The organism is Leptotrichia sp. oral taxon 223 (assembly GCF_013394795.1).
Lineage (GTDB): Bacteria > Fusobacteriota > Fusobacteriia > Fusobacteriales > Leptotrichiaceae > Leptotrichia.
This window is the reverse complement of record NZ_JABXYU010000001.1, coordinates 268,335-281,761: the sequence shown is the minus strand read 5'-3', so window position 1 is coordinate 281,761 and position 13,427 is coordinate 268,335. Positions and strand designations below refer to the sequence as shown.

The 13,427-nt window shown below is 32.9% G+C and carries 13 protein-coding genes and 1 pseudogene; 7 read left to right on the top strand and 7 right to left on the bottom strand.

All coding sequences use genetic code 11. The features are described 5' to 3' along the window. Nucleotides 1-59 precede the first annotated feature (59 nt). A complete protein-coding gene (locus tag HW275_RS01475; RefSeq protein ID WP_178934538.1) occupies nt 60-305 on the top strand; it encodes a hypothetical protein in 246 nt (81 codons plus the stop codon). A gap of 45 nt (nt 306-350) precedes the next feature. Beyond that, nucleotides 351-2,100: pseudogene (locus HW275_RS01470) on the top strand (1-deoxy-D-xylulose-5-phosphate synthase). A 74-nt stretch (nt 2,101-2,174) separates the two neighbouring features. Here the strand turns inward: HW275_RS01470 and HW275_RS01465 are convergent. From HW275_RS01465 to HW275_RS01455, 3 genes are read right to left on the bottom strand one after another with little or no spacing between them, the layout of a single operon-like run. Beyond that, the gene (locus tag HW275_RS01465) at nt 2,175-2,501 is read right to left on the bottom strand and encodes a hypothetical protein (RefSeq protein ID WP_146997005.1); all 327 of its coding nucleotides are present in this window, start codon (nt 2,499-2,501) and stop codon (nt 2,175-2,177) included. Nucleotides 2,502-2,523: 22 nt separating this feature from the next. Beyond that, nucleotides 2,524-3,723, bottom strand: a complete 1,200-nt coding sequence (locus tag HW275_RS01460) for a homoserine dehydrogenase (protein ID WP_146997004.1) — start codon at nt 3,721-3,723, stop codon at nt 2,524-2,526. A 58-nt stretch (nt 3,724-3,781) separates the two neighbouring features. Further along, nucleotides 3,782-5,044: an aspartate kinase gene (locus HW275_RS01455; protein WP_178934537.1), complete on the bottom strand. Its 1,263-nt coding sequence runs from the start codon at nt 5,042-5,044 to the stop codon at nt 3,782-3,784. 319 nt (nt 5,045-5,363) lie between these two features. On the opposite strand from HW275_RS01455, the gene HW275_RS01450 reads away from it, so the two are divergent. The 3 genes from HW275_RS01450 to groL all read left to right on the top strand — a co-directional run bounded on the left by HW275_RS01450 (nt 5,364) and on the right by groL (nt 8,256). Continuing rightward, nucleotides 5,364-5,987, top strand: coding sequence for a hypothetical protein (locus tag HW275_RS01450; protein ID WP_146997002.1), 624 nt, complete (start codon nt 5,364-5,366; stop codon nt 5,985-5,987). 195 nt (nt 5,988-6,182) lie between these two features. Next, the gene (locus HW275_RS01445) at nt 6,183-6,446 is read left to right on the top strand and encodes a co-chaperone GroES (protein WP_146997001.1); all 264 of its coding nucleotides are present in this window, start codon (nt 6,183-6,185) and stop codon (nt 6,444-6,446) included. A 187-nt stretch (nt 6,447-6,633) separates the two neighbouring features. Then, nucleotides 6,634-8,256 carry a chaperonin GroEL gene (gene groL / locus HW275_RS01440; protein ID WP_146997000.1) on the top strand — a complete coding sequence of 541 codons (1,623 nt, stop codon included), beginning with the start codon at nt 6,634-6,636 and terminating at the stop codon, nt 8,254-8,256. Nucleotides 8,257-8,377: 121 nt separating this feature from the next. Here the strand turns inward: groL and HW275_RS01435 are convergent, their stop codons facing one another. The 4 genes from HW275_RS01435 to HW275_RS12505 form a co-directional block, all read right to left on the bottom strand. Continuing rightward, nucleotides 8,378-9,670 (bottom strand): hydroxymethylglutaryl-CoA reductase, degradative, encoded by a 1,293-nt coding sequence (locus HW275_RS01435; RefSeq protein ID WP_178934536.1) that lies wholly within the window; start codon nt 9,668-9,670, stop codon nt 8,378-8,380. 94 nt (nt 9,671-9,764) lie between these two features. Next, nucleotides 9,765-10,355 carry a sugar O-acetyltransferase gene (locus HW275_RS01430; protein ID WP_178934534.1) on the bottom strand — a complete coding sequence of 197 codons (591 nt, stop codon included), beginning with the start codon at nt 10,353-10,355 and terminating at the stop codon, nt 9,765-9,767. A gap of 25 nt (nt 10,356-10,380) precedes the next feature. Next, nucleotides 10,381-10,812: a hydroxymethylglutaryl-CoA synthase gene (locus HW275_RS12510; RefSeq protein WP_370464332.1), complete on the bottom strand. Its 432-nt coding sequence runs from the start codon at nt 10,810-10,812 to the stop codon at nt 10,381-10,383. Between the two features lie 29 nt (nt 10,813-10,841). Next, on the bottom strand, nt 10,842-11,582 hold the full coding sequence (locus tag HW275_RS12505) for a hydroxymethylglutaryl-CoA synthase family protein (protein ID WP_304599208.1): 741 nt from the start codon (nt 11,580-11,582) through the stop codon (nt 10,842-10,844). A gap of 289 nt (nt 11,583-11,871) precedes the next feature. Here HW275_RS12505 and HW275_RS01420 point away from each other — a divergent pair, with 289 nt between their 5' ends. Then, nucleotides 11,872-12,207, top strand: a complete 336-nt coding sequence (locus tag HW275_RS01420; RefSeq protein ID WP_178934532.1) for a hypothetical protein — start codon at nt 11,872-11,874, stop codon at nt 12,205-12,207. Between the two features lie 229 nt (nt 12,208-12,436). After that, nucleotides 12,437-13,351, top strand: coding sequence for a rod shape-determining protein MreC (gene mreC / locus HW275_RS01415; RefSeq protein WP_178934530.1), 915 nt, complete (start codon nt 12,437-12,439; stop codon nt 13,349-13,351). The last annotated feature ends 76 nt before the right edge of the window (nt 13,352-13,427 follow it).

The following is a 13,427-nucleotide window of genomic DNA, read 5'->3' as shown; positions in this document are numbered from 1 at the left end:
AAGGGATATTTGTTAAAATTTGGGTGCAAATGTAGTGAAAATTATTGAGAGGCAGTTTGATGGATTGTTTAGATAATTTAAAATATAAAATAAACAAAGACATTGATTTAATCGAAGATAAAATTTTAAAAAGATTATTTAAAAAATTAATGATGAAAATATTGAATTTAAAAGAAAGAGAATTAAAAAAAAGGACAATTCGTAGATTCATTGCTAACAGTGTGGATTTTAATAGTTTAGATATTAAAATAAGTGATGAAATTCTCAAAAATATTAATTTATATTTTAAAGCTGGACAACAGTAATTTACTAAAAATATTTTAATTAATAATAATTTTAGGAGGGAAAAGATGGCATTAGAAAAGGTAAATTCGCCAGAGGACTTGAAAAAATTGGATAAAGAAGAGTTAGCTGTACTGGCTCAGGATATTAGGGATGCAATGCTTCACAGAGTTAGTAATAAAGGTGGACATGTGGGACCTGACTTTGGGGCAGTTGAGTTAATAATTGCGTTGCACAAGGTATTTAATTCGCCTGTTGATAAATTTGTGTTTTATGTTTCGCATCAATGTTATCCACATAAAATTATTACTGGAAGAAAATTTGGATTTTTGAATTTAGATAGATATTCGGAAGTTTCGGGGTATACCAATCAAGATGAAAGTGAGCATGATTTCTTTAAAGTAGGGCATACTTCGACATCTGTGAGCTTGGCTACTGGACTTGCTAAAGCGAGAGATTTACGTGGTGTAAAAGAAAATATAATTGCGATTATTGGGGATGGTTCTCTTAGTGGCGGTGAAGCCTTTGAAGGTTTAAATAATGCGGCAGAACTTGATACAAATATGATTATTGTTGCAAATGATAATGATATGTCGATTGCTGAAAATCACGGAGGACTTTATAAAAATTTAAGAGAATTAAGGGAAAGCAACGGACAGGCTCAAAATAATTATTTTAAATCGTTGGGGCTTGACTATGTTTATGTGGATAAAGGAAATGATTTGGACGCTCTGATAGAAGTTTTTGAAAGGGTAAAAGACATTAACCATCCGATAGTCGTTCACGTGCATACTCAAAAAGGAAAAGGGCTGTCTTACGCTGAAAAGGATAAGGAAACTTGGCACTATGGAATGCCTTTTGATCCAAAAACGGGAGAAAGCAAAGTAAATTATTCTGGCGGGTTAAGTAACGATACTGCTGAATTTTTGATGGATAAAATGAAAAAAGATCCGGAAGTAGCCGTAGTAACTTCTGGAACACCAACTGTTTTAGGATTTACAAAGGATAGAAGAGAAAAATTTGAAAAACAGTTTATTGATGTTGGAATTGCAGAGGAACAGGCTGTAGCAATGATTTCTGGAATGGCTAAAAATGGCGGAAAACCAATATACGGAGTTTTCAGTACATTTATTCAAAGAACTTATGATCAGCTTTCACAAGATTTGGCAATAAATAATAATCCAGCTACCATTCTTATTTTCGGCGGAGGACTAGGCGGAATGAGCGATGTAACTCATTTATTGCTGGTTTGACATCTCATTAGTGTCAAATATTCCAAACATCGTATTTTTAGCTCCAACAAGCAAAGAAGAATATTTCGCAATGCTAGACTGGTCAATCGAATACAAAGGACACCCAGTTGCAATAAGAGTGCCGTCTCAATTATCAGAAGATACAGGGAACGTACAAAAAGATTTTAGCGACCTAAATAAATATCTTGTTACTGAAAAAGGAAAAGACGTGGCAATTTTAGGGTTAGGTACCTTTTACAAATTAGGAAAAGAAGTAAAAGAGCTTTTAAAAGAAAATGGAATCAATGCAACATTAATTAACCCAAGATATGCCTCAGGGCTTGATGAAACATTGTTAAACGAATTAAAAGCAGAACACAAATTAGTTATTACATTGGAAGATGGTGTAATTGACGGTGGATTTGGAGAAAAAATTGCGAGATTCTACGGGACTTCTGATATGAAAGTGTTAAATTATGGTATTAAGAAAGAATTTACCGATAGAGTGGCTCCAGATGTGGCGTTTAAGAGTAATAGATTAACGAAAGAGCAAATTGTGGAAGATATTTTAAAAATTGTAAAATAATTAATTGAAAATTTATATAAAATAAAATCAGGAATGAACTTAAAAATTAAATTGCGTTCCTGATTTTTTGATTATTAATAAGTATAACTCTCTTCACTAACTGGATGAAGATCAGTTTCCCATTGTTCCAGTTTAGGAGTCATAATGAAGTTCGGATTATGATATCTTTTAATATATTCTGCAGCACGATTTTCACAATACTTATAGTTTAATACTTTTCCTTCTGAATCTACCTCTAAATTGTTCATAAAGATAGCAAAAGCGAGTTCTCCACAGCTAGGTTCTTCTCTCACGGTTGATAAATAATCAATTCCCTCAAGAATATCATAACCTAAAGTTCCATTAAAAAACCAATATGAAAATTGTCTTACTGCTCCTTTTACATAATTACTAACTCTCATAAAAGTTCCTTTCTTAAATATTCTATTTCATAATTCTTAATACAAGCTTTTCCTCTGCATCCTTCAAAATCTCATTAATTTCATTTTTTGAAATATTGTTCGCTAAAACAATATAATAATTTTCGATTTCGTTTATCAGTTTAAATGGTGATCTTTCTATGTCAAAATCGTCTGAAACCCTTATATAGTAAGAATCTTTCACTGTGTTTGAATCCACAATTTCAAATACTTTTGTAGAATTAAAGAAGTAGTCTGATTCGATGTGGTTTCTTGTTACAATTTTTACAATGTCTGCCACCACAGCTGATGCAGTCGGATCCATTCCGGCACCTTTTCCATAAAATAAAGTCTTATCTGTATAAGAACCTGTTGTTTCTATTGCATTGTAAACGCCATCAACCTTTGCTAAAATTTCACTATTTGGAATTAATGTTGGCTCTACTGAAATTTGTGCTGATGTTTCAGACAATAATTTTGAGCTTGCTATTAATTTTATTGTTGAGTTTAACTGGTTTGCTGAGAAGATGTCAACAGTGCTGATTTCTCTTATTCCTGATAATTGCATATCTTTAAACTTGATTGAACCTCCGTAGGCAAGTGAGGCAAGGATGTTGATTTTATGTCCTGCATCAATTCCATCCACGTCAAATGTAGGATTAGCTTCTGCATAACCTTTCTCAGAGGCAATTTTTAATGCTTCATCAAATGACAAGTTGTCCTCTTTCATTTTTGTCAAAATGTAGTTTGAAGTTCCGTTCATAATTCCACGGATTTCAGTAACTGTGTTTGCAACCAGGCTTTCCATTAAAGGTGTAACAATAGGGATTCCTCCGCCAACAGCAGCTTCAAACAGGAATGACACGCCATTTTGTTTTGCACGCTGGAACAGTTCTACTCCGTATTTTGCAATTAGAGCCTTGTTTGCTGTAACAACGCTTTTTTTAGCTTCAAAAGCTTCGACAATAATTTGTTTTGCGATAGTTTCCCCGCCGATTAGTTCCACAACAATCTTGATTTCAGGATCGTTTAATATCTTTTTATAGTCAGTTATAAGGATTGATTTGTCAAAATCAAAAGAAAAATCACGGTTAATGTTTAAATCACAGGCATATTTTACTTCAATAACGGCTCTTGATTTTTCAAAAATACTTTCCTTTTCATTTGTTAATACTTTAAGAACTCCCTCTCCGACAGTTCCTAATCCAATAATTCCTATTTTCATGCTTTTTAAAGTCCTCCCTTTAGCTTATTTTTTTCTTTTTTCACTTTTGTATTCTTTTTTAATTATCAATTTCAATGAATCTTTTATGAAGTGCAGTTACAGCCTTATTTACATCTTCTTCTTGAATAATGCACGAAACATTAATTTCAGAGCAAGAAATCATGTCAATGTTTATATTATTTTCCGCAAGGGTGTCAAAAATTTCAGATGTTGTTTCATAATGGGTTTTTAACCCAATTCCAATGACAGAAACTTTTGCAATTTTTTCCTCGTAGGAAACACCTTCTGCCCCTATTTTCTCCTTTATTTGCTCCGAAATAGCAACAGCTTCCTTTAAATCTTCACTTTTTACAGTAAATGAAATATTATTTAATTCCTTATTTCTGCTTGAACTTTGTAAAATTATGTCAGTATTGATTTTTTCCTTTGCCAGTCTGGAAAATACTTTTGCAGCGATTCCTGGTTTATCAGGTACTCCAAAAAGTGTGATTTTTCCTTCATTTTTAGAAGATGTGATACCTGCGATTTTTACTTTTTCCATAGCTTCTCCTTTTGTGTCGATGTTTTGATTTCCTATTCCGTCAGCATTTTTGTCATATTGGACAATAGTTCCGTCAGAATCGTCAAATGACGAACGTAAATGTATTTTTATACCGTATTTTGCAGCAATTTCAACTGATCTCGGATGCAAGACTTTTGCTCCTGAGGCAGCCAGTTCCAGCATTTCCTGATACGAGATAGTTTTCAGTTTTCTTGCATTTTTTACAATTCTGGGATCTGCTGTATAAACTCCGTCAACATCAGTGTAAATTTCCACCTCGTCAGCATTAAGAGCCGCTCCCAGTGCGACAGCAGTTGTATCAGAGCCGCCACGTCCAAGCGTAGTAATCTCATTATTTTCAGTAATTCCCTGAAATCCGGCAAACACCACTACATTCCCCTCATCCAGCTTTTCCCGTATGATTTGTGTATCAATGTCAATAATTTTCGCTTTTGTATGCACAGATGTAGTTTTAAAATTAACTTGAAAAGCATTCAATGAAACCGCCTTTTCACCTAATTCAGCAACAGCAATCGCAAGGGAAGCAATGGAAATTTGCTCTCCTGATGTCAAAAGCATGTCAAACTCACGCTTATTTGGCGAATCAGACAGTTCATATGCCCTTTTTATCAGTTCATCAGTTCTGCCGGCTGGTGCAGAAACAACAACAATTACATCGTTTCCAGCCTTTTTATACTTTACAACCCGTTTTGCAACTTCCTTTACTCTCTCGGCGTTTGCAACAGAAGTCCCGCCATATTTTTGTATAATTAAAGCCATTTTACCTCCTATTTTGTTTAAACATATTTCTCAATATTTTTATAAGCAAAGAATAACATATTCTAAATAAAAAAGCAAGACAATTTCACATATTTATTATGGTTCCAAAGGTTTTTAAAAAATTTTACAAGATATTTTGGAATTTATTAAAAATAATATAAGTAAAAATAAATTGAAAAAATAAAAGAATTATGGTATTATTAATAGGTAAGATATAGGTGATGTTTTTTTTTAGTAATTATATTAAATAACGCTTTAAAAGAAATTCAATTGTATTTTAATTTACTTTATTTTTTAAAGTAAAATTAGGAGGAATATTATGAAGAATAAAAAGAAATTGATAATTATAACTTCAATTCTGGCAGTAGGGATCCCGCTGCTAGCTATTGGAACACAAACAATCTTAAGGAAAGTAAGGGATGATTACTACAAAAATCAAAGGGAGCAGATTGAAGCGGAAAAAGCTAGGGAAAAGGAAGAAAAAGCAAGAAAGATAGCCGAAGAAAAAGCTGAACGTGAAAAATTATTACAGCAGGAACGAGCTGAGAGAGAAAGGCAGCTAAGTGAGGAAAGAGCGGAAAAACAGCAGCAGGCTATTGAAAGAAAAGTACAGAAAGCAAAGGATAAAAAGGAAAAAGTTAGAATAACCGATGTTTCTTCGACATATGAGCCAGCACCAGTTCCAACTGTAAAGCGGGAATTAACACCAGAAGAAATGAAAAGAGCTAAAAAAGCATTAAAAGCCGCAAGAGCAAGCTATTTTAGCGGAAATAAAATTGCCAAGCCGGCAAAAGTTCCCAAAAGTACAGATAAAATAACAATAAAATCTGACAGCAAAGGAAATGTCGAAGCTGTAAGGCATACAAAAGAGCAAAATGACAAGGCTCAAAAAATCTTAAAGGAAATACGTGAAAGTTACTATAAAGATAAAAATAAAAAATAATAAAAAAACAAAAATAAATGGCTCAGAAATGAGTCATTTTCTAATTCCTGTAATTAAAACATAAAAAAATTTGAAAAAAAATGAAAAAAGACTTGCAAAATTTAAAAAAATGTATTATTATATTGTTAGCACTTAAAGTTAAAGAGTGCTAAAAATAAAATTGAATTAAAGATTAAAATATTTTAGGAGGAAAAAATGATAATTAAACCATTGGGAAAAAGAATTTTAATAAAACAGACTGAACAGGAAGAAGTTACTAAAAGCGGAATTGTATTGCCTGGGACAGCTTCAAAGGAAAAACCGATAATTGGAGAAGTTTTGGCGATTGGTTCAAAAATTGAGGAAGTTAAAGTAGGAGACAAAGTAATTTTTGAGAAATATTCCGGAACAGAAGTTAAGGACGGGGAAGAAAGTTACTTAATTTTGGAAAAAGACAATGTTTTAGCAATTGTTGAATAATAAAAAATAATTTTTATAAAATAAATTTGTTTGGAAATTATATATATATTTAAAAATAAAACAACATTATGAAACAATAAGCTTTAATTTCTTATCAAAAAAAGATTCAGATTGCTGAATATATCTAAATATATAAAAAAGAATTTCGCAATAAAAAATTTACAAAATTTAGAAGGAGATAATTAAAATGGGAAAAATAATAAAATTTAATGAAGATGCAAGAAAAGCACTCGAAGTGGGAGTAGATACACTAGCTGACGCTGTAAAAATTACACTTGGACCAAAAGGAAGAAATGTAGTATTAGATAGAGGATTTGGAGCACCAATGATTACAAACGATGGTGTTACAATCGCAAAGGAAATTGAACTTAAAGATCCAATTGAAAATCTTGGAGCGCAAATTGTAAAGGAAGTTGCTACAAAGTCAAATGATGTGGCAGGGGATGGAACAACTACCGCAACTGTACTGGCACAGGCTTTAATTAAAGAAGGGCTGAAAATGGTAGCGTCTGGAGCAAATCCTGTGTTTATAAGACGTGGAATGGAAATAGCTTCTAAAAAAGTTATTGAAGAGCTTACAAAAAGAGCTAAAAAAGTGGAATCAAACGAAGAAATCGCACAAGTTGGGGCAATTTCGGCAGGAGATATGGAAATTGGGCAGTTAATTGCTCAGGCTATGGAAAAAGTCGGAGAATCTGGAGTTATTACAGTTGAGGAAGCACGTTCTTTGGATACAACTCTGGAAGTTGTGGAAGGAATGCAGTTTGACAATGGATATTTGTCGCCTTACATGGTTTCTGACTCTGAAAGAATGGTTGTGGAAATGGATAATCCATTTATTTTAATCACAGATAAAAAAATTGCAAATATGAAGGAATTGTTGCCAATCTTGGAAAAAACAGTAGAACTAGGGCGTCCAATGCTTATAATTGCTGAGGATGTGGAAGGAGAAGCGCTTGCTACTCTTGTTGTAAACAAACTTCGTGGAACATTGAATATTGCCGCTGTAAAAGCTCCTGCGTTTGGTGACAGAAGAAAGGCTATGTTGCAGGATATTGCGATTTTAACAGGTGGAGAAGTTATTTCCGAAGAAAAAGGAATCAAGCTGGAAACTGCTGACATCAATTTCCTGGGGCAAGCTAAAAAAGTAAGAATTACTAAAGATAACACAGTTATCGTTGACGGGCTTGGAGAAAAAGATGCAATTCAAGCAAGAATTGGACAAATAAAAAATTCTATTGCTGAAACAACTTCTGACTATGATAGGGAAAAATTGCAGGAAAGACTAGCAAAACTCGCAGGTGGAGTTGCAGTAATAAAAGTGGGTGCTGCAACAGAAACTGAAATGAAAGAGAAAAAATTGAGAATAGAAGATGCGCTAAATGCGACAAAAGCAGCAGTTGAAGAAGGAATTGTAGCCGGTGGAGGAACTGTTTTAGTTGAAATTGCAAATGCGATTGAAGACTTTAAATTAGCCGGTGAAGAAGGATTAGGAGTGGAAATTGTTAAAAAAGCTTTGTTTGCACCACTTAGACAAATTGTTGTAAACGCTGGAATTGATGCAGGCGTTGTAATTGAAAAAGTAAGAAATTCTGAAAATGGAACAGGATTTGACGCCGCAAAAGAAGAATATGTAGATATGGTAAAAGCTGGAATCATCGATCCTGCCAAAGTAACACGTTCTGCAATCCAAAACGCAGTATCAGTATCATCAGTATTGTTGACAACTGAAGTTGCTGTTGGAAATGAAAAGGAAGAAGCTCCAGCTGGTGGAATGCCAGGTGGAATGGGAATGCCAGGAATGATGTAATAATTTAGGTATTTTCTAAAATAAAAATAATAAAAAATATTTTTGGAAACAGGAAAAAGAATAAATATAAATTAAATAGAGGTAGCGACTAAACTACCTCTTTTCTATTTTTCTTATACTTTTATTTTGTATTTTTTATTTCTCCCAAAATTTCCTTCACATTTTCCAAATTAATACTTTTCCCATTTTCCAAGAGCCTTTCCACAGCAATATCAATTTCCTTTCCTTTTGCACCAGCAAAAAGTGCCAACGAACGAGCCTGTAATTTCATGTGTCCATGCTGTATTCCAGTTGTAACAAGTGCTTTTATTGCGGCAAAATTCTGAGCGAGTCCTACTGATGTAACAATGCTTGCCAGAGTTCTTGCGTCAGGATTTCCTAAAATATTAAATGCAGCTTTTACGCTTGGATTTAGCCCTATTGAGCCGCCTACACTTGCGATTGGCATTGGAAGGGTAAGTTCTCCCTTTAATTTATTTGTGCTTTCATCAAAAGTCCAAGTTGTAAGCCCTTCATATTTGCCATTTTTCACAGCAAAGGCATTCCCGCCAGCTTCAATTGCGCGCCAGTCGTTTCCGGTAGCGATTACCACAGCGTCAATTCCGTTAAAAATCCCTTTATTATGAGTTGTGGCACGGTAAATGTCAAGTTTTGCAAATTTACTTGCAAGCTCAATTTTTTTGGCAGTTTCAATAGTGGTTTCCATTGAGCTGCTAAGAAGTCTTACATTTACTTCGCATTCGGCTTTTACAAGGGATTCAGTTGCATAATTTGATAAAATTGCCATAAGGCTTTTTCCGTTTGTAATATTTTCAAGCGGTATTTTTATGGCTTCAAGCATTGTATTTAAAATATTTGCACCCATAGCCTCCTTCACATCGGCAATCAGATAAACAATCAAAAATTCATCAATATTTTTTACTTCAATGTTAATCGCCCCTCCACCACGTGCCACAATGGAAGGATGAGCATCATTTGCAATTCTTAGAATCTCATTTTTATTTTCCAAAATCATCGAAGTCGCATTATCAAAGTCCAAAATATCATACAATGCAACTTGTCCAATCATTTTCCTGTCTAAAATTTTTGTTGTAAAACCGCCAGATTTTCCAATAATTTTAGCTGCATAGCTGCACCCCGCCACAACAGACGGCTCTTCGGTAACCATTGGCACAGCATAATCCTTTCCATCAATAACAAAGTTTGGAGCAATGTTAAATGGCAAGGCAAAGGTTCCAATCCCGTTTTCAGCCATCTGATTTGCAGTTTCCAGTGGCAAGTTCTCATTTTTTTTCAGAATTTTCTCAAATTCATCAGTTAAAAAGCCGTTATCTTTTAACATTTGGATTCTTTCAAGCCGATCCTTTTTTTGAAATCCGAGCCAGTTTAATTTTTTCTGATTTTCTTTTTTCATATTTAAAATTAGTTCCTTTCATTTTGAGTTTATAATAAAACTCAAGCACTTGAAAAATTATTAATAATGCTTGAGTGAAAATACATCTTAAATTTTAAGGTTTGTAGCCAGTTTTGTCTTTTTCCGTTATTTTTCTGATAACTTTGCAAGGGACACCTGCTGCAATTACATTATCTGGAATATTCTTTGTGACAACGCTTCCAGAGCCGATAATAGTATTGTTTCCGATTGTAACTCCTTGATTAATGTGGACTCCTGCACCAATCCAGACATTATTACCGATTTTTACAGGTTTGGCGTAACAGCCTCCATTTATTCGCTCTTCGGCATCAATACTATGGTTGGAAGTGTAAATTCCTACTCTTGGACCAAAAAGTACATTGTTTCCAATCTCAATTCCGCCACCATCAAGCATTATACAGTCAAAATTTGCATAAAAGTTATTTCCTATTGAAATATTAAATCCAAATTCACATCGGAATGTTGGCTCAAAATGCACATTTTTCCCAATTGATTTCAAAAGTTCCTTTAGGATTGCTTCACGCTCCTCTGATGGCTTTCCAAAACTTTCATTATATTTGTTTGTCAAAAAAACAGTATTTTCTCTAGCTTTTACAAGTTCCGGAGTTAAATCATTGTAAACTTTTCCAGATAAAATAAACTGCCGTTGTTCTTCTAAATTCATATTAATTAACTCCTTTCAGATAAATTTATTTTATTTTTTTGTAAATCCTTTTATGGTTTTCAACCTTTTCCAGCACAAACGCATTATCACTTTCCTGAATAAATTTACTATTTGAAAAATCACAATTTCCTTCTTCATCTAAAATTATTTTTTCAAAAAACATAGCTTCGTATTCTTCTATCGATAATTGCTTTCTGTTGTCAAAATCGTTTAGCCTGTCATTTCTTAAATGATTTTTGAAGCCATCTGCAAGACTTAGATTAAAAAATTCACAAACAGCTCCACTTCCATAACTGTACATTCCAATCTTGTCGCCAGCTTTCAGATTATCACAGTTTTCAAGCAGTGATAACAGACTCAGATAAAGAGAACCTGTATAAATATTTCCGACACGTTTTCCATAAACTATTGAAGTATGAAATTTTTCCAGAAAAATATTTTTAACTTCCTTTTCCACATTTTTTTCAAAAAGAGAGTTAATTGCCTTTAATCCAAGTTTTGGGAATGGAAGATGGAAGCAGAAGGCGTTAAAATCGGATAAATTTTGACTGTATCTTTTTTATATTCATCGAATGTCGTTGTAAGGCAGTCAAGGTACTGTCTTGTTGAAAAATGCCCATCTACCATTGGGAAATCTGAGTAGTTTGGACGCCAGAAGTCCATAATATTACGTGTTTGACATAGGTTTTCATCGTTTATTACAGCGATTTTCGGATCTTTTTTTATTAGCATTGCAATGCTTCCTGCCCCTTGTGTAGATTCTCCAGGAGTGTTAATCCCATATTTTGCAATGTCTGAAGCAATTATGAGAACGGAGGCGTTTTCGTTTTTTTCAATATAGTTTTTTGCAAAGCTAAGGGCAGCAGTAGCGCCGTAGCAGGCTTCCTTTATTTCAACAGAACGTGCAAAAGGCTGAATATCCAATAAATGATGAATAAAAACAGCAGACGCCTTGCTTTGATCAATTCCTGATTCTGTCCCGGCGATTACCATTTCAATATTTTTTTTGTCTTCTTCATCTAAAATCTGTTCAGCGGCACTGGCTCCAAGTGATACAATATCCTCTGTAACAGGTGCAATACTCATTTCACTTTGCATAAGCCCTTTCACAAATTTATTTTCATTCTCATTTCTTCCGATCGCCAAATCCCGTATATCTAAAAAATATTTTGGCATTGCGAATCCAATTTTATCTATTCCAATTTTAATTTTTTCTTTTATTTTCATATAAATTTCGCCCTTTCCAGTTAATTATTTTTTGAAAGAATCTTTAAAATATGCTATTTTTGTGTTGAATTAAATTTTCTTTAATCATTCATATTGTACTATAAAAAAATTTAAATATCAAATAATTATGCAGTTATTTTGTAAAATTTTTTTAATTAAAATATAATTGCGAATTGAAATTTTTATTTTTTTCTTGAAGTTTTTTGCAGATATTGGTATAATAAAGTTGAAATTGTTTAACTATTCAAAGTTAATATTTTAATATTCACATTATGAAAGGATGATAAACATGAAAAAACTTATTTTAGTTGCATTGACAGCTGTTTCAGCAGTATCTTTTGCTGACAGCACAAAAAGAATTCTTGAACAATATAGAAAGGAAGCTCTTATGGAGCAATCAAAAACTGTAAAGGAAGTAAAAGTAAAACCTGAAAAACCTAAAAAAATTACTTTTGAACCAGTTAATGAAGTTGTTGAAGAAGTAACAGTAGAGGAAGTTGTGGATGATGGAAGAACACATACTACTGAAGATGTAATTGATAAAGTAAACTTCTATTTGCAAAATAATCCTGAAAAAAATGCAAAACTTCAAAGACAGTACAGAGCAGTTGTAGGACAAGAATAATATTTAAATTAAAAGAAAGGCACAAATAAAAGTGTCTTTTTTTGTTCGTCTTTGGCTGGAATTTAATTTTAAAGGTGTTCAGCATGTTTTAAAACTTCAAAATTGCATAAAAAAATTAATTATAAAAAAACTTGATATAATGTAGGTTATGTGCTATTATATCAATGTTAAAAAGTTTTGAAGAGGTTCGAATATAATTTTAAAATAATAGACGAGAGGATTATAAATAATGAGTTTGGATAATTTTTCTGAGAAAAAAAGCACAGGTAGAACACTTTTAATAATAGTAATCATAATAATAGTCTTATTTGCCTTTAAAAATAGGATTACAAGTTCATTTACATTTCTTGACGGAATAACACGGGCAGTGAATTTTAGACTAGTAAAAGTAAAAAGTATGCTGTATACACAAGTTTTAAAATTGAAATCAAGAGTTAACGACATAAGCTACATTGAAGACTATGTTGAGAACAATAAAACTAGGGATTTTGAACTGCAAAAGAATAAAGTTCAGAATATGGAGCTTGCATATTTAAAGCAGGAAAATGAAAAATTGCGTCAAATGCTGGAAATGCGGCAAAAAAATCCCGCTGAATTTATAGCCGCAGATGTGGCGCTTGTGGAAAATGGAAATTCCTCGGAAAAGATGTACATAAATAAAGGTGCTTCACAAGGCATAAAAGTAAATTTGCCAGTAATGTTTGATGGCTATCTTATCGGTAAAATTTCAAAAGTCAGTGATGAATATTCAGAAGTTACATTGCTGACAAGTAAAACTTCTAAATTAAGTGTTGTGTTAAATGGGACCGATCAGCAGATATTGCGTGGAAATGGTAACGGAACTTTTTCTGTGCAAAATTACAATGAAGGCAAAGTGGACAAGAACACAGTATTTAATATAGAAACATCAGGTGTGAGCGATGTATTGCCAAAAGGAATAAGAGTAGGTACATTTAAAGTGACAGAAATCAACGCTTTTAATAAAATGAAGGAAATTAGGTTCAAACCAAGCTTCAATATATTTGATATTCAAAGCGTACTAGTCTATAAATGGAGTGTCAATGATGTTATCAATACACAGATACAAAATCAGGTAAAAGCAGAAGCAGAACAGGAAAACCAAGGAAATTCACAAACAAATTAAAGAAATCTATATTAATATATAACAAAGTAGCAATATTAAAAAGGAGCTATAAAAAATAAAAAAAGAGGTGAGTCTA